General features: G+C 42.0%; 18 protein-coding genes. 12 read left to right on the top strand and 6 right to left on the bottom strand.

From position 1 onward, the window contains the following. The first annotated feature begins 38 nt into the window (after nt 1–38). The 3 genes from AB4140_RS09920 (at nt 39) to AB4140_RS09910 (ending at nt 5,428) form a co-directional block, all read left to right on the top strand. Nucleotides 39–656 (top strand): hypothetical protein, encoded by a 618-nt coding sequence (locus AB4140_RS09920; RefSeq protein ID WP_102436862.1) that lies wholly within the window; start codon nt 39–41, stop codon nt 654–656. A gap of 165 nt (nt 657–821) precedes the next feature. Continuing rightward, on the top strand, nt 822–4,337 hold the full coding sequence (gene mfd, locus AB4140_RS09915) for a transcription-repair coupling factor (protein WP_372000795.1): 3,516 nt from the start codon (nt 822–824) through the stop codon (nt 4,335–4,337). Beyond that, entirely contained in the window at nt 4,337–5,428 is a 1,092-nt protein-coding gene (locus tag AB4140_RS09910; RefSeq protein ID WP_372000793.1) for a peptidoglycan binding protein CsiV, read from the top strand. The genes mfd and AB4140_RS09910 overlap by 1 nt, the downstream gene beginning before the upstream one ends. A 308-nt stretch (nt 5,429–5,736) precedes the next feature. On the opposite strand, the gene nagZ is transcribed toward AB4140_RS09910, so the two are convergent. After that, a complete protein-coding gene (nagZ, locus tag AB4140_RS09905) occupies nt 5,737–6,759 on the bottom strand; it encodes a beta-N-acetylhexosaminidase (RefSeq protein WP_102436857.1) in 1,023 nt (340 codons plus the stop codon). A 434-nt stretch (nt 6,760–7,193) separates the two neighbouring features. On the opposite strand from nagZ, the gene AB4140_RS09900 reads away from it, so the two are divergent. From AB4140_RS09900 to AB4140_RS09890, 3 genes are all read left to right on the top strand, one after another. Beyond that, a complete protein-coding gene (locus AB4140_RS09900; protein ID WP_372000791.1) occupies nt 7,194–8,570 on the top strand; it encodes an L-serine ammonia-lyase in 1,377 nt (458 codons plus the stop codon). A 644-nt stretch (nt 8,571–9,214) separates the two neighbouring features. Then, nucleotides 9,215–10,108: a LysR family transcriptional regulator gene (locus AB4140_RS09895; protein WP_372000789.1), complete on the top strand. Its 894-nt coding sequence runs from the start codon at nt 9,215–9,217 to the stop codon at nt 10,106–10,108. Between the two features lie 117 nt (nt 10,109–10,225). Beyond that, the gene (locus AB4140_RS09890) at nt 10,226–10,735 is read left to right on the top strand and encodes a hypothetical protein (RefSeq protein WP_102436849.1); all 510 of its coding nucleotides are present in this window, start codon (nt 10,226–10,228) and stop codon (nt 10,733–10,735) included. A gap of 295 nt (nt 10,736–11,030) precedes the next feature. Here the strand turns inward: AB4140_RS09890 and AB4140_RS09885 are convergent, their stop codons facing one another. Next, nucleotides 11,031–12,635: an FG-GAP-like repeat-containing protein gene (locus AB4140_RS09885; RefSeq protein WP_102519635.1), complete on the bottom strand. Its 1,605-nt coding sequence runs from the start codon at nt 12,633–12,635 to the stop codon at nt 11,031–11,033. A gap of 696 nt (nt 12,636–13,331) precedes the next feature. Between AB4140_RS09885 and AB4140_RS09880 the strand changes: the two genes are divergently transcribed. The 6 genes from AB4140_RS09880 (at nt 13,332) to AB4140_RS09855 (ending at nt 23,430) form a co-directional block, all read left to right on the top strand. Next, nucleotides 13,332–14,984 (top strand): L-lactate permease, encoded by a 1,653-nt coding sequence (locus AB4140_RS09880; RefSeq protein ID WP_303503412.1) that lies wholly within the window; start codon nt 13,332–13,334, stop codon nt 14,982–14,984. A 71-nt stretch (nt 14,985–15,055) separates the two neighbouring features. After that, nucleotides 15,056–17,866 carry an FAD-binding and (Fe-S)-binding domain-containing protein gene (locus tag AB4140_RS09875; protein ID WP_372000786.1) on the top strand — a complete coding sequence of 937 codons (2,811 nt, stop codon included), beginning with the start codon at nt 15,056–15,058 and terminating at the stop codon, nt 17,864–17,866. 184 nt (nt 17,867–18,050) lie between these two features. Beyond that, nucleotides 18,051–18,797 carry an HAD-IIA family hydrolase gene (locus AB4140_RS09870; RefSeq protein WP_102436842.1) on the top strand — a complete coding sequence of 249 codons (747 nt, stop codon included), beginning with the start codon at nt 18,051–18,053 and terminating at the stop codon, nt 18,795–18,797. A 202-nt stretch (nt 18,798–18,999) separates the two neighbouring features. Next, entirely contained in the window at nt 19,000–20,682 is a 1,683-nt protein-coding gene (locus AB4140_RS09865; protein ID WP_372000784.1) for a M28 family metallopeptidase, read from the top strand. A 438-nt stretch (nt 20,683–21,120) separates the two neighbouring features. Then, entirely contained in the window at nt 21,121–22,785 is a 1,665-nt protein-coding gene (gene asnB, locus AB4140_RS09860) for an asparagine synthase B (RefSeq protein WP_102476607.1), read from the top strand. 153 nt (nt 22,786–22,938) lie between these two features. Then, nucleotides 22,939–23,430, top strand: coding sequence for a GNAT family N-acetyltransferase (locus tag AB4140_RS09855; RefSeq protein WP_372000782.1), 492 nt, complete (start codon nt 22,939–22,941; stop codon nt 23,428–23,430). A gap of 103 nt (nt 23,431–23,533) precedes the next feature. Here AB4140_RS09855 and AB4140_RS09850 read toward each other — a convergent pair whose 3' ends face one another. From AB4140_RS09850 to AB4140_RS09835, 4 genes are all read right to left on the bottom strand, one after another. Beyond that, nucleotides 23,534–23,728, bottom strand: a complete 195-nt coding sequence (locus AB4140_RS09850; RefSeq protein ID WP_102436834.1) for a DUF1289 domain-containing protein — start codon at nt 23,726–23,728, stop codon at nt 23,534–23,536. After that, on the bottom strand, nt 23,728–24,078 hold the full coding sequence (locus AB4140_RS09845) for a VOC family protein (RefSeq protein WP_102530802.1): 351 nt from the start codon (nt 24,076–24,078) through the stop codon (nt 23,728–23,730). Before AB4140_RS09845 ends, AB4140_RS09850 begins: the two co-directional genes overlap by 1 nt. 87 nt (nt 24,079–24,165) lie before the next feature. Beyond that, nucleotides 24,166–24,867 (bottom strand): DUF445 family protein, encoded by a 702-nt coding sequence (locus tag AB4140_RS09840; RefSeq protein WP_102436830.1) that lies wholly within the window; start codon nt 24,865–24,867, stop codon nt 24,166–24,168. Between the two features lie 89 nt (nt 24,868–24,956). After that, nucleotides 24,957–25,388 carry a GNAT family N-acetyltransferase gene (locus AB4140_RS09835; RefSeq protein WP_102436828.1) on the bottom strand — a complete coding sequence of 144 codons (432 nt, stop codon included), beginning with the start codon at nt 25,386–25,388 and terminating at the stop codon, nt 24,957–24,959. Nucleotides 25,389–25,493 lie beyond the last annotated feature (105 nt).

Raw genomic sequence — 25,493 nt, 5'->3', positions numbered from 1 at the left:
TAATAGGGGTATTAGTCTGATAAATAAAGAGACAAACCTTGTTAACTGAATCCAATGCATATTTTACCGTGCCCCATGACTTTGCTGTTTATCTTGAAAACTGGTCAGGTTCTCAAGGCATTCCGTCTGAACAAGACTTACGCTCGATGCAATCGGTTGGGCTTAAATTACTGTCAGAAGTCAAAGAGTTAGAAGCAAGCTGTTTACTGCAATTAAGAAGTATTGATAACGATGCTAAAGCTGTGGTCGACTTTCTTAAACTGCAATCACGTAAAGTAGATTTAGTGCTGCATCATGTGCTAGAAAAAGAAGTCCAAAGCGGTGAAAAATTCCAAGGCAGCCATTTTGGTGGTAGCGGCATCAGTTTAATTACCCCTAAGCCACTGACCATTGGTGAGTATTTTAAAACCTCGATTTATATCAGTAGCGAGTTAGTGGCCATTTTGTGTCTTTGTCAGGTGAGCCAATGCAAGCTCATTAACTTTGATGATGACGCAGAGCAAAATAATAAAAGAAATCAGCCACAATATGCCGTCAGCTTAGATTTTAGTCAGATTTTAGATGCCGATGTAGAGCAACTGGTTAAAGCCAGCTTAACAGTGCAGCAAAAAATGCTTCAGCAGCGCAAACAAATTCGCCAACAAGCAGCCAAATAACACATATTGCCTGCATATTGTTTTAAGCTTGCTTATAATAGCTATCATAATCTGGTGCTAATCAACTATCGCCAATACAAATTTAGCCAAGCCTGATTGGTTTTGATGATCACAATCTGCGGGCTAAATTTATCACTTTTATAAAAGAAGTTAGTTAGATATTCAATGAAGAATTTTAGCGTTCTAACACCGCCAAGTGTAAAAAAAGGCCAACAGTTTCAAACCTTAACAACACTGGGGGGGGTCTCACAAGCTATTACGCTTTCTAGCCTAATTTCCCAGCATTCGGGTACTAGTCTGGTTGTTACCAATGACACCCCAAGCGCATTACAGCTTGAGGTTGAACTGGGTTACCTTCTGGCAGAATCTGACATCAATGTGTGTTTATTCCCAGATAGAGAAACCCTGCCTTACGACAGCTTCTCGCCCCATCAAGACTTGATTTCACAGCGCTTAGAAACCTTGGCAAAAATGAGCCAGTCACATCACAATGTGATAATCGTACCGGTGAACACCTTGATGGTGAAGTTACCGCCAAAATCGTTTTTAACCTCCAATGTCATGCTACTTAAAAAAGGTGACATTTACGGCTTACAGCAGGTTAGGCAGCACCTAACCGACACCGGCTACTACTTGGTTGATCAAGTTTATGAGCATGGTGAGTTTGCGATCCGTGGCTCGATTTTAGATATTTTCCCTACGGGATCTTCCCAGCCTTTGCGCATTGAATTATTTGACGATGAAGTAGAAACCATCCGCTATTTTGATGTGGACTCTCAGCGCTCAAAAGAAGAAATTGATTCAATACGCATGTTGCCCGCAAAAGAGTTCCCTACCGATACAGCGGGTATTGAAGGCTTTAGACAACGTTACCGTCGCCGCTTTGAAGTGATTTCAAAAGAAGCGGAATCGGTTTATCAGCAAGTGAGCCGTAATTTAATGCCCGCGGGTATTGAAAACTATTTACCGCTATTTTTTGAAGAGTGCGCCACTTTATTTGACTATATTCCTCAGGATACTCAACTGATCACCCTTGGGGATATTGAACAAGCCAGTGAGCATCATTTAACTGAAATTAAAACTCGCTATGAAGATCGCCGCGTTGACCCGTTAAGACCGTTACTGGCGCCCCAAGAGCTATACATAATCACCGATGAGTTATTTGCAGCCTTTAAAAAATACACCCGCTCGCAAATTAGCACGCCTAACAAAAATGCCGAGGGCGAGCTTGAGCTTATTGTAAAAGCCAAGCAGGCAAATGTAGCCAGGCTGCCTGATGTTAATGCCAACCATAAGCTCAAACAGCCGTTAATTAACCTGCAAGCGTACACCAAGGCCCAAGGTCAGACTAAAGGACAATTATTATTCAGCGCTGAATCTGAAGGGCGACGTGAAGCCTTAATTGAATTGCTTGGCAAAATTGACATCAAACCTAAGTTATTTAGCCATTTAAATGCCTTTATAACCGCTAAAGACAACATAGGTTTAATCGTCTCGCCGTTATCACAAGGTTGCATGTTACTTGACACCCCTAAAGGTGATATCAGCGTAATTTGTGAAACAGAGTTATTTGGCCAACGAATTTCTCAGCGTCGTCGCCGTGAAAAGCAAAAACAAGTTAGCTCAGATGTACTGGTAAAAAACTTAGCAGAGCTTAAAGTCGGCGAGCCTATTGTGCATTTAGAGCATGGTGTTGCGCTTTATCAGGGGCTTGTCACCTTAGATACGGGCGGCTTAGTGGCCGAGTACCTGCAACTTGAATATACCGCAGGCGATAAGCTGTATGTCCCAGTGTCATCGCTGCACCTTATTAGCCGTTACAGCATTGGCGCCGATGAAAAGCCGACATTAAATAAACTGGGTAATGAAACCTGGTCAAAAGCCAAGAAAAAAGCCATTGAAAAAATCCGCGATGTGGCGGCTGAATTACTGGATGTTTACGCTAGACGCCAAGCTCGCCCGGGTGATGCGCTAAAAATTGATGCAGAAGAATATGCCCAATTTTCACAAGGTTTCCCCTTTGAAGAAACCGTCGATCAAGAAACTGCAATTGAAGCCGTACTAAGCGATATGCAAACCCCAATGGCCATGGACCGCCTTGTGTGTGGTGACGTTGGTTTTGGTAAAACCGAAGTTGCGATGCGCGCAGCATTTGTGGCAGTCAATGCCGGTAAACAGGTGGTGGTGTTAGTGCCAACTACCCTACTTGCACAGCAACACTATGAAAACTTTAAAGATCGTTTTGCCGATTGGCCAATGGTAATTGAAGTGATGTCGCGGTTTCGCTCAGCTAAAGAGCAAACTCAAGTGCTGCAGTCATTATCAGATGGCAAAGTCGACATTGTCATTGGTACCCATAAGTTACTGCAGGCTGAAGCAAACTTTGAAAACTTAGGCTTATTGGTTATTGATGAAGAACACCGCTTTGGGGTGCGCCAAAAAGAAAAGATAAAAGCCCTGCGGGCTAATGTCGATATCTTAACCCTTACTGCCACGCCGATTCCACGTACCCTAAATATGGCCATGTCGGGTATGCGTGATTTATCCATTATTGCCACCCCACCGGCTAAGCGCTTAGCAGTAAAAACCTTTGTACGTGAGTACGATATTGCCACGGTAAGAGAAGCTATTTTGCGTGAAATTTTGCGTGGTGGGCAAGTTTATTTCTTACACAATAATGTCGAAACCATTGAAAAATGCGCTGAAAACATTCGCCAATTACTGCCTGAAGCTCGAGTGGTTACCGCCCACGGCCAAATGCGCGAACGTGAACTTGAAAAAGTCATGTCAGAATTTTATCACCAACGTTTTAATGTGCTGGTGTGTACCACCATTATTGAAACCGGAATTGATGTTCCCAGTGCTAACACCATTATTATCGACAGAGCGGATAAGTTTGGTTTAGCACAATTGCATCAATTACGTGGTCGTGTGGGCCGTTCACATCACCAAGCATATGCTTATTTGATGACGCCGCACCCTAAATTAATGAGCGCAGATGCCCGTAAGCGATTAACCGCCATTGATGCCTTAGAAGACTTAGGTGCAGGCTTTATGCTCGCCACTCAAGATTTAGAAATTCGCGGCGCCGGTGAATTACTCGGTGATGAACAAAGCGGCCATATTTCTAAAATTGGTTTTAGCTTGTACATGGAAATGCTTGAATCAGCAGTAAAAGCATTAAAAGAAGGTAAAGAGCCTTCACTAGATTATATGCTTAAATCCCAGTGTGAAGTTGAATTACGCATTCCAGCGCTACTGCCTGATGATTATGTTTCTGATGTTAATATGCGCTTATCGCTTTATAAACGCATTGCTAACTGCGAAACTGAACGCATGCTTGATGAGTTAAAAGTTGAGTTTATTGACCGTTTTGGCATGTTGCCAGAACCGACTAAAAACTTAATGGAATTAACCTTATATAAGCATCAGGCAACAGCTTTAGGTGCAACAAAGATTGAAATGCATGCCAAAGGTGGCAGCATTGAATTTAGTGACGACCATAAAATTGACCCAATGTTTATCATTGGCTTATTACAAAGTCAGCCACAAATTTATCGAATGGAAGGCCCAAATAAGTTAAAGTTCACCTTGCCTGCTGAAACCAGCAAGCAACGACTAGACTTAATTAAGACCTTGCTCGAGCAACTTGATAAACATCGTACTGGAGAAACTAAATAGTGCTGCGTAACATTGCTTTTTCTATTGCCGCTATATCGGCACTATCGACACCAATGCAAGCCCAAGCTAAAACATGGTTTGAGGTTGAAGTATATGTGTTTGAAAGACAAACCAACAGTGTCGAAAAGTGGCAAGACGATAATGCAGCGGCGCCAAACCGAAAGAATATCGATTTGATCACCCCAATGATCAGTAACGATATTACCGGGGTTGCACTAGGTTTAAACGGCTGCACCTCAACTGACTGGAGTAGCAGCGAAATCGACTGCCAAGATCCGTTAGTGAGCGCCAACAAAACCGCCTTTCCAAGCCAAGTGCCATTTTCTATTGCTGCTGCGAGTGAGCAGCAAGCCTATTTAGGTGATGGTCCTGTATTACTGGCTGAGTCTCAAAGTGAATTTGGTGAAATCATCCAAGCGGTGCGCCGCGAGTCAAACGTGCGCAGTTTACTTCACCTGACTTGGCAACAAGATATGCAATCTCGTAATCGTGCCAAACCGATACGTATTTTTGCAGGTAAAGATTACTCTGAAGACTTTGAATATTCTGGCAATGCTATTTCTGAGCAAGTAGAGGATGAATTTTCAGGCTTTGATTTTAATTCAAGTTTTGCCAGTTTAGCGCCAGAGCCTCAAACCACTCCAGTGTGGGAATTAGACGGTAATATTAATATTTACCTAAGTCATTATTTGTTTATTGAAACCAACTTAGCACTGCGCCAGCCAATCCAAAAGCAAACAGCGTCCAGTGAATACTTTCAATACTCTGAGCAAGCTGATATAGACAAGGTAATGAGTCCATTTTTACAATCGATTCCTATGGTGCAAAACCGCCGCGTGAGAAGTGGTGAAATCCATTATTTTGATCATCCAAGGCTCGGCATTGTGATGCAAATCCGTAAAATGGAACAACCGACGGAAACTCGTCCTGTGGCGTTATTGCTTGATGACACTGAGGTAAATACCGCGGTTACTGATACCAATCTTGATGCTATTGTTGATGCTATTGTTGATACTGAGGCAGAAAGCGGCCCTGAATCCATGGTTGAAAACGCAGTCGCAACTGAAGAGCGGACGCTGAAAAGCTTTTAACTCAAACCACTATAAACCTCTAGAAAAAAAACAGCTAATCATAGGATTAGCTGTTATCACAAGTCTCTAGTAAAACTTAAAAAAGCCCTAGAAATAAAGTTTTTAAAATAATATGACAGTGAGCTTGGGTCGCATGCCAAACTCACTGTATCAATATGTAACATAGGCGCTGCGGTTTTACTATTGTCTCACGTGTGACTGGCCGTTAATTAACCAGCCATAATTTATCGTGCAACTGCAAACAAACTCTGTCGTTTAACAGCAAGCCAAACTTAACCGCTCAAAAATCATCTAAGGCTCAATTTCTATTATTTTTTTGCCGCTAATATTTGCTTTGCCAATTGCTGCGCATGTTGCCAGCGCTCAGACTGTTCAAGGGCATTAATCACCTGCTTAGCATTCGCTCTTAATGCGAGTGCAGATTTAAATTCAGACAATTGCTCAGGCCAAGTAAACTCGGTTAATAAGGTTTTAACCCCTTCAGGATCATTACAAACCAAAATCATATTACAACCTGCTGATAATGCTGCTTGGGCTCTGCCAATATAATCGCCAGCAAAACTTGCGCCTTTCATGCCTAAATCATCTGAGAAAATCACCCCGTCAAATTTAAGCTCTTTACGCAGCACCTGTTGCAGCCAATAGTTTGAAAAACCTGCCGGATTTGGATCTACTTGCGAATAAACCACATGGGCAGGCATAACGCCATTTAGCTGCTGCTGGCCTATTAACTGCTTAAAAGGCTGCATATCATGATTAAAAATAGTCTCTTTAGTGCGCGTATCTACAGCCATCGCCACATGGGTATCTGCTTTTACACTGCCGTGACCGGGAAAGTGTTTACCCACTGTCGCCATACCCGCTTGAGTCATGCCTTGAATAAAGCTGTGAGCTAAACTGGTCACTTGCTCAGGTTCGGCGCTAAAGCTGCGAGTGCCAATAACATCACTGATACCATTAACATCTAATACTGGCGCAAAGCTTAAGTCGATATCACAAGCTAAAAGCTCAATCGCCATTAAAAAGCCTAACTCTTGGCTCCAACGTTTCGCAAGCGCCATATCGCCCTTGGCGGCAGGCAAAATATCCCCCATGGCTGGTAGCAGAGTAAACTCTTCACGAAAGCGTTGTACCCTGCCACCTTCATGATCAACCGCAATCAATAAATCACGGCGAATATGTCGAACAGATTTAATCAAAGCCTGTAATTGTGCTTTATTAGAAAAATTGCGTGTAAATAATATAATGCCGCCCACTTTATCGTGGCTTAATAGCTCGGCTTCTTCTTCGCTGACCGTAACGCCAGCCAAATCCATCATTAGATAACTCACGCTTACTCCTAAAATATCCTGTTAAATGTTAATTACCACTGTCATTGTTGATAAATTTAAAAACAACACCTTGATAACTGACGCTGCAATAAACTCACCTAATCTGAACCACTATGCATAAGAAAATCTAATGAAGTATCTCGTAAAAAGTATGGGATACTGCAGTTAAATGGCGCCATTGCTCTAGATAAAAATACCAGCTACTTAGGCTATATTGCTTGGTATAATCGCAGTTAATTGCAAACTTAGTCTGCCAAATTAACGCCATTATGCCGCTAAATTTTAATTTCCCTAAGGAAATTCCCAATAAAATGACCCGTTACAGGGAGATAACTAACATTGCCGCACAATTTTTACTCACTGCGAGCGCTAGAATAAAACGCCAAAAAATTTAAACGACTAAAATAATAAAAACTGATTAAAGGTTAATAACAATGATTAGTGTATTTGATATGTTCAAAATCGGTATTGGGCCTTCAAGCTCCCATACTGTTGGCCCGATGAAAGCGGGTAAATTATTTATGCAGCACTTAAGCGATCAAGGCTTGCTGGCACAAACTGACGAACTACAATCGCAACTGTTTGGCTCTTTAGGCCAAACAGGTAAAGGCCATGGTACCGGTAAAGCCGTCATATTGGGCTTAATGGGTGAAGACCCCGATACCGTCGACACCGATGCTATTGATGCCATTCTTGAACAAGTCTCCACTTCGCAAACCCTTAAAATTGAAGATGGCCGTTTCGTTAAATTTACCCGTGATAATGGGGTGACTTACCATCGCCGTAAAAGCCTACCAGCTCACGCCAATGCCATGACCTTGTATGCTTTTGCTAAAGGCGAATGCCTCTATGAGCGCACTTATTATTCCGTTGGTGGCGGCTTCATTTTAGACGAAGATGAAATCACTCAACGTGACGCCTCACCTGCGACCCCGATAAAATCCGCCCCTTATGATTTTAATTCTGCCGCGCAGTTACTGGATTTGTGTTGTGAAAATGGTTTAAGTATTTCTTCACTCATGATGTCAAATGAGCTAAGTATTGCCAGCGAAGAGGACGTTAAACAAGGCTTGTGGAATATCTGGCAAACCATGAAAACCTGTATTGAACGTGGTTACCAAAAAGAAGGCATGTTACCCGGAGGTTTAAAGCTGCGCCGCCGCGCGCCAGCTTTATATCGCCGCTTGCAAGCAGAAGGCCGTAATAACAATGACCCATTAACCGCCATGGACTGGGTTGATTTATTCGCATTATCTGTCAATGAGCAAAACGCCGCTGGCGATCGGGTCGTCACTGCACCAACCAATGGCGCTGCTGGCATTATTCCGGCAGTATTATGCTACTACCACACCTTCGTTCAAGAAGTTGATGAGGAAGTCTGTTGCCGCTTCTTATTAACCGCGGCCGCTATTGGTATTTTGTATAAGAAGAACGCCTCTATCTCGGGAGCTGAAGTAGGCTGTCAGGGTGAAGTGGGCGTGGCTTGCTCAATGGCAGCAGGTGCACTCACTGAAATAATGGGCGGCACTGTCGAACATGTGGAGAATGCAGCTGAAATTGGTATGGAACATAACTTAGGTTTAACTTGCGACCCTGTTGGCGGCTTAGTACAAGTGCCTTGTATTGAACGTAATGCCATGGGCGCAGTAAAAGCCATCAACGCTTCACGTATGGCATTGCGCGGCGATGGCAACCATAAAGTCACCCTAGACAAAGTCATCAAAACTATGATGGATACCGGTAAAGATATGCGCAGCAAATACAAAGAAACCGCCAAAGGTGGTTTAGCAGTAAATATTGTTGAGTGTTAAGCGCTTAATCTTAATCACTAAAGGTTAACTCAATCTCATATCTTGGTCTTTAATCTGTTCATAGATTAAAGACGTGATTTAAAAGAGGCTGCCAAGCCTCTTTTTTGTGGCTATTACAAGAACCAAGTGAAAACGGTGGATTTCAAACCATTGTTGCCGTCAAGAAAGTCACAGCCGAACATGAACGTTAACAAGGGGTGGTAGTACACATCATCATAAATAATCCAAAAACAAAAAGTCCGTTGGTGGTTAGCCAACGGACTTTTTGTTTGTGAAACGTGATGATATTTAATATAAATGCCATTCATATTTCACTATCTGGCAAGCTATTGATTTTACACAACTGATGCGGGCAGTAAATGTAATGAATCAATATCTTCAATCAATTTGTAAGCCATTAGTGGGGAGGCTAACAACTCAAATTGATTACGCTTCTTTAGCGTCAGCTGGCATTTCTTTAGCTTCAGCTTCAGCTACTTCAGGAAGTGCAGCAAGAAAAAGTGCACTAGCAAATAAATTTTTGAATGCTGTCATGTCATATTCCTTCAATTTAAACGGTTAACTGGTTTCTATGGAATAGACTATATTCTTAGGTTATAAATAAGTAAAATGACAAAAAATTACTTACTGGATTCCATATTGGCATGAACATATCAATTAAAAACTTACAATGTTTTTTAACTGTGATTGAGGTTGGTCACTTTACCCTCGCCGCTGAGCAACTTTATATGACGCAGCCGACCTTGAGTAAAACCATTAAAAAAATGGAACAAACCCTTGATCAGACATTGTTGATCCGTAACAACCAAAAAGTGGAAGTCACTGAAGCGGGTTTATTGCTGGCTAAAAGCGCTCAGCAAATCGTTGGTCAGTGGAATCGAATGTATGAAGATATGAATGCATTAACCGGTTTAAGAATTGGTCGTCTGCGCTTAGGTTTAAGCCCTATGACTGGCGGGATGTTTATTAATATGCTGGCATCTTTTACTCGCACTTATCCCGGCATTGATGTCAATGTGTTGGAGGTTGGCGGCGTTGCGGTCGAAAAAGCCCTACTCAATGACAGTTTAGATATTGGCGTAACCGCTTTGCCATGCAGTAACACTGACGAATTTAATATCTTACAGCTGCAAAGATACCCACTCAATGTATGCGTGCATGTTGAGCATGAACTGGCAAATCACAGCTGTATTCATTGGCAAGATCTCACCGGACTGCCTTTTGTGCAATACAACGACCAATTCTCTATCGGTAAAGTGATCAGTCAAAGTTGCCAAGATGCCGGTTTCAAGCTCAATGTAGTTTCTCAAACTGGGCAGTGGGAGTTTATGGCGGCAATGGCCAAAGTCAAAATGGCTTTTGCCATCTTACCGGCACCGATTTGTAAGCGAGTTACCTCAAAAAAATTAATTTTTATTCCCTTAGCTGAACAGGTCGCTTGGGAGTTAGCCTTTATTTGGCGTAAAAATTTACCCTTAACCGCTGCGGCCGCGGCTTTTATTGCTCAAGCAAAACCATCTTATAAAGAAGATATTTAACTTGAACTACAAATCATCGCACTAATAAGGGTCATGACGCTAAGTAAGGTTAACTTTGCAGCTTAAATTCGCCAGCTATACTTATTAGGTTATTTGAATTTAAGCTGAGTACACCCTATGGGCTCTGAATATGAAAAAGGTAAGATCGAAAAAAGCATTTTTGTTCGCTTTGCAGCAGCTGCAGGGCTAAATTTTCAATCGGTTGAAAAACAGTCCCCTGAAGAAGGAAAGCCTGATTTAAAATGCATGACCGATGGCAAGGTTATTTACTTTGAATTAACTGAGGCTTGCTCTGAAGATGTGGCCAAAGCCATCTCGCACCCTAAAAGCATTAATTGCAATGACTTAAGCGCAGAAAAAAGCACAGACAAAAGCACTGCCACATCAAGCAGTACAACTAATTACCCTAGCGACACTGACATTAAAGATTACACCTCTGAAACCTATAAAAAGAAGATCAATAAACGCTACTCGGTATCAGAGCCCATTGATTTACTGATTTATAATGTCGGCAGAACCTTACTTACCGATGATGTATTAGTTAACAATGTCAAAGCCTTAGCCAAAGATAATAAAGGCCCTTTTCGAAAGGTGTGGTATTTTGGCGAACATGTCACTGAGCTATAGTACTTAATTTTAGTACTTAATTTTAGTACTTAATTTTAGTACTGAGTATTAGTACTGCGTTTTGTTTTTGTGCAGTAACATGCTCAGGATTGATGACCGTAGTCACTCATATACTATGATGACTCGTCCGGTCGATTTAGCCCTAATCAATAAGGGCAGGATGAACACAAACAGTGTTAATCATGCCCGTAATAAATCATTGCTTTAATTAAGTCATTATTAATTAGACTTTAGCTACTTAAGCCTTATTTATACCTTAGTTTTCCAAACGCTTTCAATAAACAGTTAAAACGCTTCATAGGCATTGGCGGCGATAGGCTTGACTGCCTTCATCGCTGATACTCAATACTGCACTAGCATCTTTGATAATACAGCGACCATCCTCTACTTTGGCCGTTATATTGGTGCCATTATATTCAAAGGCTTTAACGCTACATTGCTCAAAATTTAATGCATCGGTTACGGTTTGACTACCATGATCCCAGTTAGAAAACAGTGTATTACCTTCACTCCAAAAAGTATTTTCAGCTTCAATGCTAAAATCACATGCTTGAAACCTTAAGGCATATATTGCCCCTGTCACACCTGCGCCGCCGCCCATGTTGACAGTAATAGTGCCCTGCTCTCTATTAGTATCAACCAATGACATTGAGCGGCTAAAACGTTCCTCTGAAGCTAAAGATAAATCAAAGCCGCCCTCGGTTTCATTAATGCGGCTATAAGATTTAACGCTTTTATCGGGGTTTAAATACAATACATAGCCCACCCCTGCGCCATATTGATTCGCGCCAGTGATTAAATCGGCCACGCCATCACCATTTAAATCACCAGCTGCCACTAAGGCATGGCCAAAGTGTCCACCAGCAGTGCCATTAGGGTTTGAATCTAAGGGAATGGTTTCATCAAAGCCTGCTAGACCTGGAGCAATTTTCAGTTTATCTACAACTTCATAAGTGTCGCTATCAAGAGACAAAACCCAAATAGCACCCATACCACTGTCTGACTCAAATGCACCGACTGCGAGCTCTTGAGTACCATTATTATCAAGATCCCCAAGCAACGCTGACTCTCGACCGCCAAAACTATCATTGGCAGTTAACCCATCACCAAAGCCACCCTTATTGCTGCCTATGGTGACGATATCATCATCAATAACCTCTGCATTTTCATCAAAAAATAACAGTTGAATGCTGCCACCATCAACACTACTGGGTTGGGCGGCCACTAAATCGATTTTACCGTCTTCATTTATATCCCCAATAGCGCTCAGACCTTGAGCCACAATACCGCCATTTTTAACCATGGATTTGACTGTGCCATCGCGATTAAGGTGCAGAATGTACACAGCCGGTATACTGGCTGCGGGCGCCGATACGGCAATATCGGGAATAGTATCGCCGTTGTAATCACCAATGCCAGCAACGCCATAACCAAAAAAATCGCCCTCATCTAGGCTATCTGAAAACCGGCCTTGCACCATGGAGATTTTTTGATTTGCCTTGACGGTACCGTCTTGATTCATAAATAAAATATACACAGCACCGGCATCCGTTGCGCCGTCATCATCCGAGCGAGCACCGACGACCAAATCATCAATACCATCACCATTAATATCACCGGCATTGTCATGATCGCGGCCAAAACGATCGCCACTGTCCAAATCTGCTAAAAAACCAGACTCACCTTCGGCAATACGAACAACCTCACTTGGGCCAAATGCTACAAAGTCGCCTAAACTGGGTTCAGTGGGAGTGGTCTGCGGCGGTGTGCTGGTTGGTGGATTGACTATCTCGTCTGTGGGTAAGCCAGTACTATCATCTGAACCGCCGCAAGCTTGCAGCGCCAGTGTTATTGTTACGAGAAGTGTGAATAAGTTTGGTCGCGATTTATTGTAATCCATCAGTATTCCCTATTGCTGAAGTTGTTATTGTTAATTTGGATATCTCGAGGCTGTTTAGGTCGCTATCAAAATGTGACCTTGCGCACTTTTAATAATGATTTTTTAATCAACACATTGTTTTTAAATCATCATATATGAAAAGCTAGCCAAACTACGTCAAGACAAGTTAAAGAAATGTAAAGCGGGTAGTCGCGATAAAATAAAGGTGTCAGCGGATTTGACCACAAGGCGGATTCTGAAGAGATAAAATAGCTAACGTTAAATAATCACCTTGAATTATACCTCTTTGGGGCTAACTCAAAAATTGAGTTCTTAGATATTGATGACGTCAGTTAGGCAGTAAAAAGAGCCTTGGGGGGCTTATCAAAAGCCATAAAATACTTGAGCAGCAAACAATCACAACAGACAATTTAACTTCTTTAACACAAAATCACAGAATAATCGCATTGTAACCACGCTAAAAATGAGATCTTCATCACTATAAGTAATACCCGCTACAATTACAGCTCACACTTTGAGCTAGAGTATTAAACAATGTTCATCTAGATGATCTCGATCAAAAAGCAACATCCCTAAATGCAGTCTATTGTAGCCACTTTAGCAAAAGCGAATAATGGGTTTACGCTTTCGTTAACAAAGTCACTTAAACTAGTAAAAATCTAAAATATTATAATATGCACTCCAATAGAGGTACGCATGACCATATTACAACTGCTCGCAAGTCTGACACCAATCATCAGTGTCATGGTGTTTTTAGTTTTATTACGTATGCCCGCATCGAAAGCGATGCCGATATCTATGGTAGCTACCGGCTTAGCTGCTTTATTTATTTGGCAAATGGATACCACTTTAATCGCCGCCTCAGTGGTAGAGGGACTGTTATCCGCACTCACTCCTCTCACCATCATTTTTGGTGCTGTATTTTTACTTAACACCCTTAAATATTCTGGTGCAATGGATACTATCCGCGCTGGTTTTACCAATATTAGTGCTGATGCTCGTGTTCAGGTCATTATTATCTGTTGGTTGTTTGGCTCATTCATTGAAGGCTCAGCTGGTTTTGGTACCCCTGCAGCGATTGGTGCGCCACTATTAGTGTTACTGGGTGTTCCGCCGATTGCATCTGCCGTTGTGGCATTGATCGCTGACTCAACCTCTGTGTCATTTGGTGCTATTGGTTTGCCTGTGCTATTTGGTATCGAGCAAGGATTAACTGAAGGCGGCGTGAACATGGCTGCTGTTCAAATCGCCCAACATGGCGGTAATTTTGCTGACTACGCTCAGTATATTGCAATGCACATGATCACCATTGACTTAATCACTGGTAGTTTATTGCCTTTGGTCATGGTGTGCGTACTAACCGGGTTCTTTGGTAGAAACAAGTCTTTCCTTGAAGGTCTTCAAGTTTGGAAGTTCGCTATTTTTGCCGGCCTAGCATTCACTGTACCCGCTTGGTTAATTAACTATTTTGCAGGTCCTGAATTCCCATCAGTGATTGGTGCATTAGTCGGCATGGCTGTGGTTATTCCTGTAGCTAAAAAAGGTTGGTTACTGCCATCAAAACCTTGGCATGATTTTGCTGAATCTGACTTTGATAATGCCGCGGTAACAGAGCAGTCTGCTACCCCTGCTAAATTCAGCCAAATGGCAGCATGGTCTCCTTACCTCATCATGGCTGCGTTATTGGTCTTGTCACGTGTTGTTGAACCATTCAAAGCCTTCTTAAACAGCTTCAATATCAGCTGGACTGGCTTACTCGGTACTGAATTAAAAGCAGGTTTTGCGACCTTCTATGCCCCTGGTATTTTCTTTATCGTGGTATGTTTAATTGGTTTTGTATTATTCAAAATGAATAGCAAATCTATTAAGCAATCATTCACCACATCTTGTTCTTCAATGCTGCCTACGATTATTTCTTTAGGTGCTTCAGTACCTATGGTGAAAATTTTCCTTAACTCAGGTGAAAACAGCGCAAACTTAGCATCAATGCCTGTAGCACTAGCTGACTTACTGGCTAACACTATGGGCGCGGTATGGGCATGGACAGCACCGGTTGTGGGTATCTTCGGTTCGTTCTTATCTGGCTCTGCCACTTTCTCTAATATGATGTTCTCTGGACTACAATATTCTGTTGCAGACAACATTGGAATGAACCATGCGCTAGTTTTAGCACTCCAAGGTATTGGCGCTAACGCAGGTAACATGATGTGTGTCATGAATGTTGTTGCTGCTGCTACTGTTGTTGGCATGGCAGGTCGCGAATCAGAAATCATTCGTAAGACCATGCCTATCGCACTAGTTTATGCCTTTGTTGCTGGTACTATCGCAGTCGCTTGGGGCGGTTTCTAAGATTGAATTAATTGCAAGCAATCATCAGGTTGCTTGCTCTCATTGTAGATAACAAAATATGAGTACAAAATATGACTATTAATTATCAAACAGTCATGGATGAGTTATTGGTTAAGTTAGGCAAAGATGCCGTTAGTAACGACCCTGTACGTCGTTTCGCTTGGTCAACAGATGCAAGTTATTTCAGAATTGTCCCTGAAATTGTTGTTCATGCAGATGACGTCGAGCAAGTTAAAGCCACGCTAGAAATTGCCAATAAACATCAAGTCCCTGTGACTTATCGCGCTGCTGGTACCAGTTTATCAGGCCAAGCCATTGGTGAAGGTATTTTGCTTATCTTAGGTCATGATGGCTTCAGAAAAATTGAAATCACTGAAGACAGCCAAAAAATCACTTTAGGCTCAGCAGTTATCGGCTCTGATGCTAACGCAGCCTTAAAGCCATTAAACAAGAAAATCGGTCCAGATCCAGCAACCTTAACCTCTGCCAAAATTGGCGGTATTGTCGCTAACAATGCCTCGGGTATGTGCTGTGGTACTGCGCAAAACTCTTATCAGACCATTGCATCAGCTAAGTTAATCTTTGCCGATGGTACTGAACTTGATACTGGCTGTGATCAGTCTAAAGCCGCATTTAAAGCAACACATGGTGAGTTACTGCAGTCGTTAATGGACTTAGCAGAAATGACGCAAAATAACCCTACCCTTGCGGCGCGAATTAAGAAAAAGTTCTCTATCAAAAATACCACGGGTTACAGTATCAATGCGTTAATTGACTATAGCGACCCATTTGACATCATTAACCACTTGATTGTGGGCTCAGAAGGCACACTGGCTTTCGTTAATGAAGTGACCTACCACACTGTGGAAGAAGCGAAATTTAAAGCTTCTGCCATGGCAGTATTTTTCAGTATGGAAGATGCCGCTAGTGCCGTACCACCATTAAACATTGATGCGGTAGCAGCAGTAGAATTACTTGACTGGGCATCGATTAAAGCCGTAACAGGTAAACCTGGCATGCCAGAGTGGTTGTCACATTTGCCTGAAGGTTCGGCGATTTTACTTATCGAATGTCGCGCAAATGACTCAGAAACCTTAGCGCAATACACTGAAACAGTAACCGCTAAAATAGCTCATATTAAAACTGAGCGCCCAATTACCTTCAGTGCCGACCCTGCGGTATTTAGTAAATACTGGGCAATGCGCTCGGGGTTATTCCCAATTATTGGCGGCGCGCGCCCAAAAGGTACTTCAGTTATCATTGAAGATGTGGCATTTGAATTACCACACCTTGCACAAGCTGCGGCTGATTTAACCGCACTATTCCATAAGCACGGCTACCCTGAAGGGGTTATTTACGGCCATGCATTGGCAGGTAACTTCCACTTTATTATCACCCCAACTTTTGCCAGCGACGCTGATATCAAGCGCTTCCATGCGTTTATGGAAGATGTGGCTGAAATGGTGATTAATAAGTACGATGGCTCAATGAAAGCTGAGCATGGTACCGGCCGTGCTGTCGCGCCATTTGTAGAAATGGAATGGGGTGCTGATGCTTATACGTTAATGAAACAAATTAAGCATATTTTCGACCCAACCACGTTATTGAACCCAGGTGTGTTATTAAACGATGACGCCGAAGTTCATGTTAAAAATATTAAACCTTGCCCAGTTGTGGATGACTTTGTCGATCGTTGTATTGAGTGTGGTTTTTGTGAAAAAACCTGCCCAACTTCAGCGCTAAACTTTTCCCCTCGTCAACGTATCGCAACCTTGCGTGAAATTGAGCGTTTAGAGCAATCGGGTGAAAAAGAAGCCGCCGAAGCAATGCGCGTCAGCTCAAAGTATGACGTGATTGATACTTGTGCAGCTTGTCAACTTTGTACTATTGCTTGTCCAGTTGACAACAGCATGGGTAATTTGGTGCGTAAATTGCGTACTCCGCACATTACTACGACAGAGCAAAAAGTACTCGACTTTCAAGCTAATCACTTTGGTTTAGTTAACCAAGCGATCAGTACAGGCTTTGACGCCTTAGGTGTTATTCATAAAATCACTGGTGATGGTGTCACCAACTCAATTATGAATGTCGGCCGTATGATCACTAAAGAAGTGCCATATTGGAATCCTGACTTTCCTAAGGGCGGCAAAGTCGCTAAACCATCGGCTCATATTCCTGGTCAGCAGACGGTATTGTACTTCCCTGCATGTGGCGGTCGTACTTTTGGCCCGACACCAAAAGACCCTAACAAGGTAACGCTGCCAGAAGTAGTTGTGACTTTGCTAGAACGTGCAGGCTACAACGTGATCACCCCAGACAATACTCGTGAGCTGTGTTGTGGCCAATTGTGGGAGTCAAAAGGTGATTTCAAAAACGCGGATGCTAAGCGTGATGAACTGATTGATACCCTGAGTGAGCTAAGCGAAAACGGTAAAGTCCCTGTGCTTGTTGACGCATTGTCTTGTACTTATCGCACTCTAACCGGTAATCCTAAAGTAGCGATTACAGATTTAGTTGAGTTCATGCACGACAATATTTTGCCGAACATTAAACCAAGTATCACCAAGAAATCTAGCGTGACCCTGCACCAAGGTTGTAGTGCCCGCAAGATGAAACTTGAGCCAAAACTTCAAGCCATTGCTGATGCCTGTTCTGAAAAAGTGGTATTGCCAGATGGTATTGCTTGTTGTGGTTATGCCGGTGAAAAAGGTCTTTATAAACCAGAAATTAATGCCAGCGCCCTGCGTAATATTAAAAAGCTGATCCCAGCTGAAACCAAAGAAGGTTACTACGCTAACAGAACCTGTGAAGTGGGCTTGACCCAGCACAGTGGCATTTCGTATCGCCATTTAGCATACCTACTGGAAGAATGTACTCGCTAGGCATTTAAGCTAAGCAAGTATAAAAAGCACTGAAGTTGATATTATCAATTCAGTGCTTTTTTTTGTGCCAATTAAAACGACCTCCTCGATTGATTTAGATGATTTATCGCGCAAATTATGTTTGTATGAATGGGCAAAAAACCTTTTATGGATAGCATTAAAGATTAAGACTCGAGGCGAGTGAATGAAAAATATTATCTGCGACATTGATGGCGTTTTACTGCACGACAACAAGCTCATACCAGGAAGTGACAAGTTTATTCATCGGGTACTTGAACAAGGCAACCCACTGGTTATTCTCACCAATTACCCTGTGCAAACCGGAAAAGACTTACAAAATCGCCTTGGCGCTGCAGGCATTAACGTTCCTGAAACCTGTTTTTATACCTCAGCCATGGCCACCGCTGACTTTTTAAAGCATCAACAAGGCAGTAAAGCCTATGTGATTGGTGAAGGCGCCCTCACCCATGAACTTTACAATGCAGGCTTTACCATCACAGATATTAATCCTGATTTTGTAATTGTCGGTGAAACCCGTTCATTTAACTGGGACATGATCCATAAAGCATCAAAATTTATAGCTGCAGGAGCGCGTTTTATTGCCACCAATCCTGATACTCACGGGCCAGCTTATAGTCCTGCATGCGGCGCATTATGCTCACCCATTGAGCGTATCACTGGCAAAATGCCTTTTTATGTGGGCAAACCCAGTTCGTGGATTATTCGCTCAGCACTTAATCACATAAAAGGTCATTCAGATAACACCATCATTATTGGCGATAACATGCGCACGGATATTTTAGCTGGATTTCAAGCGGGACTAGAAACCATCTTGGTTACCAGTGGCGTTAGTCAATTTACCGATATTGATAAAGAGCCATTTAGACCTAACCATGTGTTCAAATGCGCAGGCGATATTGATGTGGTTTAAGCCATTATTTCCTGTTGATTAACATTAGGTAACATAATTTCAAGCCTATGCTCTTGTGTGATGCATAGGCTTGATTCATTATGCGGCTACAATAATCTTTATTGCCTTTATGCCGCTGTAGTTTTGTCTGAAATATCGTCTACAAATATAGCCTGTAAACCTGCAATAACACATAAAAACGATAACAATAGGAATAAGACCTATGAAGAAAATACTCCCCTTATGCGCACTTACCCTTTTAAGCGCCTGCAGCCAACAAAGTACTGATACCAATCAAAGTTTACAAAGTCAGCAATTAGCAGCAGAAACCAGCACCATCACTTTTGATGAAGCGCGTTTTAGACAAGATATTAAAACCTTATCCTCAGATGAATTTGAAGGCCGAGCGCCAACAACTCACGGCGAAAAATTAACCTTAGATTACCTAACAGCAGCTTTTGAAGAAATGGGCTTACAAGGGGCTTATCAAGGCAGTTATCTACAACCAGTGCCCATGGTCAGTTACACCGCCAGTGAGCAACAAGCGGTCAGTTTAGCCGGCATTGAGCTTAAATATCGCAAAGACATCGTCCTAATCACCCGCCATGATAAAGGCGGAGTCAATATTAGCAATGCCCCATTAGTGTTTGTTGGCTACGGTATTAACGCTCCAGAATACCAATGGAATGATTATGACGGTCTTGATATGACGGGTAAAATTGCCGTTATATTAGTTAATGATCCAGGCTTTGCTAACCCAGAATCGAAAAAGTTTAACGGTAAAGCAATGACCTACTACGGTCGCTGGACATACAAGTACGAAGAAGCCAGCCGCCAAGGCGCCTTAGGCGCTATCATCATTCACGATACTGCACCTGCGGCATATCCATGGTCAGTTGTTGAAAATAGCTGGACAGGTCCACAGCAAGACTTGGTATTCAGTAAAGCGGTACAAGATGAGCGCATTGCGGTTGAAGGTTGGATAACCATGGACAGCGCTACTGCCTTATTCAAAAAATCAGGCTTTGAGCTTGATACTTTAATGGCCAGAGCCGCTAACAGCGCCATAAACATCGATCTTAAGCAAAGCGCAGATATCGCCTTTAGCAGCAAGGCAGAGTATGCCGACAGTTACAATGTTGTGGCCACCTTACCAGGTAGCGATGCCGCAGATGAACATGTGTTATTTACAGCTCACTGGGATCACCTTGGGGTTGACCCAACTAAAGACGGCGACAATATTTACAATGGCGCACTTGATAATGCCACTGGCACCGCGGGTATTATGGAAATTGCCCGCCAGTTTGCCAAACAGGCAAAAGCAGGAAACCCCTTACAACGTTCAGTTACCTTTATTGCCACCACAGGTGAAGAGCAAGGCTTATTAGGTTCACGCTATTATGCCGCGAACCCTATCTATCCTATTGATAAATCGGTGGCGGTATTTAATTTAGACAGCACCAATGTTTATGGTAAAACCCAAGATTACACCATAGTGGGTAAAGGCCAATCTGAACTTGAACGCTATTTAACAGAGATAGCGACATCGCAAAATAGAACGGTCACCCGTGAACGCAATCCTGCATCAGGTGGTTTTTTCCGCTCAGATCATTTCAGTTTTGCAAAACTCGGTGTCCCAGCTGTATTTGCCGGTGGTGGTAGTGTGCCGTTAGATGAGCAAACTGCCCAATACAAACAGCAAATGCAAAAGTTAATGAAAGGCTGCTACCACAACGTCTGTGATCATTACCGTGAAGAGTGGGACTTATCAGGCGCGCTGCAAGATATTAGCGTGTACTACCAAGCGGCAGAAACATTAGCCAACAGCCAAGATTGGCCTGGTTACTATGAAGCTTCTGAGTTTAATCGCCTTCGACCAGCGAAAACTGAGTCAATAACCAACTAGGGCCAAATAAATTTTCGTGAACTTGGCGCTTAATTTGAGCATGCCAATAAAAAGATAAAATCAGCAATGCCGTTTTGTGTTAATCATAAAGCGGCATTTTTGTACAAATAACACCCAAAATAACAATGTTTTTATTGATTTTTTATTTATTAATTTTGATTCCATAATCATAAAATCTGAGTCTATATCCACACCGTTAAATATAGATACCTCAACAAAAACTCACTATATTTAAACGATCCTCAAAATAGATAGCCTCAAAGTTAGATTTTGCCGCACCAAAAGGCTAATTTAACAAGAATAATTCAACAAAAGAGTTTGTACACTGATAAAAATGCTGTCAAAGTAGATTTCAGATACAGATCCTTAAGTTTGTAATCATCAATTTTAAGTGACCTTTTAAATTAGATTTAACCTGATATTTGCTGGAGCCACATTATGTGTTCAATTTTTTCGATTTTAGATATCCAATCAGACGCTAAAGAATTGCGTCAAGTGGCTTTAGAAATGTCTAAGCTATTGCGTCACCGTGGACCAGACTGGTCTGGTGTCTATGCCGATGATAAAGTCATTCTTGCCCATGAAAGACTTGCCATTGTCGATGTCGATCATGGCGCTCAGCCATTAATCAGTGAAGACGAAACCATTGTGCTGGCGGTTAACGGTGAAATTTATAACCACAAACAACTGAAAGCTGAGTTAGGCGACAAATACCGCTACAAAACCAACTCTGATTGTGAAGTTATCTTGGCCTTATACCAAGAATACGGTGTCGATTTTTTAGATAAATTAAACGGTATTTTTGCGTTTGTGCTTTACGATAAAACTCAAGATGCCTTCTTAATTGGCCGTGATCACATGGGGATTATTCCATTGTATTCAGGCCGCGATAGCTTAGGTAACTACTATATTGCATCAGAAATGAAAGCTCTAATGCCAGTATGTAAAACCGTTGAAGAATTTAAACCAGGCCATTACCATTTCTCAAAAGATGGCGATTTAACCCAGTATTATCACCGTGACTGGTGTGATTATGACGCAGTAAAAGATAACCCAGCCAGCAAAGAAGAATTACGTGATGCGCTAGAAGCCGCTGTAAAACGTCAATTAATGTCTGATGTCCCTTATGGGGTATTGTTATCTGGCGGCCTAGATTCATCGGTAATTTCAGCGATTACTCAAACTTATGCTAAGCATCGTATCGAAAACGACGGTGAAACCGATGCTTGGTGGCCGCAACTGCATTCATTTGCAGTGGGACTTGAAGGCGCACCAGATTTAATCGCTGCCAAAAAAGTTGCTGATTCAATTGGCACTATTCACCATGAAATTCATTTCACCTTCCAGGAAGGTTTAGATGCGATTAAAGAAGTGATTTACCACTTAGAAACTTATGATGTCACCACCATTCGTGCGGCGACACCTATGTATTTAATGGCCCGTAAAATTAAAGCTATGGGTATTAAAATGGTACTGTCAGGCGAAGGGGCTGATGAATTATTTGGTGGTTACTTGTATTTTCATAAAGCGCCAAATGCACAGGCATTCCATGAAGAATTAGTCAGAAAGCTGGATAAATTACATTTATTTGATTGCTTGCGTGCTAACAAAGCCATGGCAGCTTGGGGACTAGAAGCCCGTGTACCATTCTTAGATAAAGAGTTTATGGATGTGGCAATGCGCATTAACCCCGAAGCCAAGATGTCTAAAGATGGCCGCATTGAAAAGAACATTTTACGTGAAGCCTTTGAACACGCTCTTCCCCATGAAGTGGTATGGCGTCAAAAAGAGCAATTTAGTGATGGTGTTGGTTATTCATGGATTGACGGCCTAAAAGATATTGCCGCAGAACAAGTTGATGACTTGCAGCTCGCAAATGCTAAATTTAGATTCCCATACAACACCCCAGAATCTAAAGAAGCTTATTACTACCGCTGTTTCTTTGAAGAGTTCTTCCCCCTAGAAACCGCAGCCGAAACAGTGCCAGGAGGCAAAACGGTAGCCTGCTCAACCCCTGAAGCCTTACTTTGGGATGCAAGCTTACAAGGCATTAACGACCCATCAGGCCGTGCCGTTAAAAATGTGCATGACAGTGCTTATTAAGCATAATCTAGTGTCATAAGTCATTTAACAGCCATCTAAATTATAGGTGGCTGTTTTAGTTACTGTTCACCAATTTTCATTAATGATTCAATTCAAACTTTATTCGTTTCCAGTTAAACTGCAGCTACAACTTCCACCATATAAAAAGCCACTATGACTGCCGTTTCCATTTTTCATCTTGAAATGCTTTGCCTTGAACAATTCAATCCCAAATTAGATGCTAAAGATCTCACCGTCATCAAAGCTGAAAAACAACAATTTGAATTTAATAAATTTTTATATCAGTTTGTGGGGAGTGCTTGGCAATGGACCGACAAGTTGTCTTGGACTGATGAGCAATGGCAAGCTTACAGCGAGGCTGACAACTTGCATCTGTATGTGGCTTATTTTCAAGGCTCACCAGCGGGCTACTTTGAGCTGCAACAACAAGCACAGGGTAACGTTGAAATCATGTATTTTGGTTTAGGCAATCGTTTTATCGGCCAAGGAATGGGCGGTTATTTACTAAGCCAAGCCATTGAGAATGCATGGGCACTTTCAGGCACCCAACGCATCTGGGTTCATACCTGCTCTTTAGATCATCCTAGTGCCTTACTCAATTATCAAGCTCGCGGCTTCAAACTGTTCAAAACTGAGATCGAATAATAACTCTAAACCCATGATGATTTAAAAGCCCCATTATCCAAAAAGCGCTGCTAAACATGTCGTTTAGCAGCGCTTTTTAATCAGCATAAATTTAATCGCTCGATTAATAGGGCTTTCTTTGCTCTGCCCTAATTTTTAAACTATCAACTAAAGCCAATTTTTCAGCATCATTCATAGTATGCCAAGCAAGAATTTCATCATAGCTTCGGTGGCAACCAAGACAAATATCAGCTTCATCTAAGCAGCAATTTGCCATACAAGGATTACGTGGGCCATTCGGGCCACTGGAGGCGATCATTATTCTGACCAAACGGCATATTCATTGCCGTTAACATCGTCAAAATGAAATCGTTTTCCGCCAGGAAAGTTAAATATCGCTTTAACAATACTGCCACCAGCAGCAATAATGTTCCGCTGGCTAGTTTCTAAACATTGGCTGTATAACACGATAAGTGGGCTACCACAGCTCACCTTGAAGTTTTCATCAGCAACATAAAAGCCGCCTTCAATACCTACATCTAAAAAGCAGCTGTATTCAGGGCCGTAATCTTTAAATTGCCAACCAAATGCTTCGGTAAAGAATGCCTTTGTCTTGATCAAGTCTTTAACCGGTAATTCGATATAGTTAATCTTATGATGCTGGGACATTGGCACTCCTTCAATTTAAACTCACTCGCTTAAAAGTAGTGGAGATTAGGACTATTGTCGATTATTAATCGAGCAAAGCAAGAAAACTTACGCTTGTACTAACGCCGCTACAGCACCAATGATACCGCCAAATACGCCGCCCCAAACAACCAGCCAGCCTAAATGTTTACGGATCATTTCTTGAATAATATCTTTAACCATTTCTGGGGTTAATTCATTTAAACGTTGCTCAACAATATTTGCGACTTTCGCTTGTAAGTCCGCCATCACGTTGGGCTGTTCTAACTCGTTTATAAGGATTTGATTAAACGCTTCACTTTGAGCAAGGTCAGTCAGCGATAGCTTCATTTTTTCGATAAAAGGCTCTTTTAACGGTATTAAAGCTTCTGTACCGCCAAACATTGCTAGCATTCCACCAAATGAGGATTGCTCTACTGTAGTGATTAACGCATCAAATGATGGCTCTAAATCCACCTTTTCAATAACGGGTGTTAAGTCTATTGCTGAAGCATTATTTTCCGTCAGTAATCTATCAATATTTTCTTGAGTAAAAAACTGCTCCATCATCAGATGCTTAATGCCACCTTTAAACTCTTCAAAGCGAGATGGGATCACACCTGAGCCATATAAGCCTGGTACTTTTTCAAATAACATATGCACTGCCAGCCAGTTTGTCACTGCGCCTGACAAGGCAAATAAACCAATAGTAAAAACCACTGGTAAAGCTAAAAAATGCCCCGCAACAACTAATGCAGCGGCGATGACATTGACTATTAAACTCTTGTTCAATCTAAAATCCTCGGACATAAAAAAACCTTTGGCATTTTATCAATTTCCAAAGGTTATACTAGGGGCTGACTCAATAATAAAATTTATAACTAAGGTTCACTGTGGTAAAGGTACATTCCCTCAACTTCAGTCATATTCGTCAAGCTTGAGCTTAGCTCATTTTTATTGACCTGAGTTCGTTTTACAAAAAGGACCTCTGTGCCTAGTGCTAACGTTTTAGCTTTATCGAGCAGAGCAGTCGCGATCCCCTTGCCTCGAAACTCTTCAGCAACGAACACATCATCAAAATACCAAACCGATTTTAATAATAAAGAAGAATAGGATGGGTATAACTGAACAAAGCCTAATGCTTGTTCATCTTCTAACGCCACGAATATCATCGAATCATTTTCAGCTAAACGGGAGGTAACAAAGTGGCGACATTTTTGCGGTTCAGCATTAAAGCCTAAACTTTGCCTATAATCATCAAATAATGTGACTAGAACATTGAGATCAAGTTCAGAGGCGAGTCTAATTTGCATCCTTGCATCCTTTTTTTAAGAGAATCAAACCATACAGTTGCTACATCTGAGTAAGAAATTACCCTTGGCTATTACACCACGAGATAAAGCATTGATTAATCTATA

The sequence above is a fragment of the Shewanella sp. 10N.286.51.B2 genome (assembly GCF_041469265.1).
Lineage (GTDB): Bacteria > Pseudomonadota > Gammaproteobacteria > Enterobacterales > Shewanellaceae > Shewanella.
Note: the sequence above shows the minus strand (reverse complement) of the source record. Positions and strands in the feature narration are given on the sequence as shown.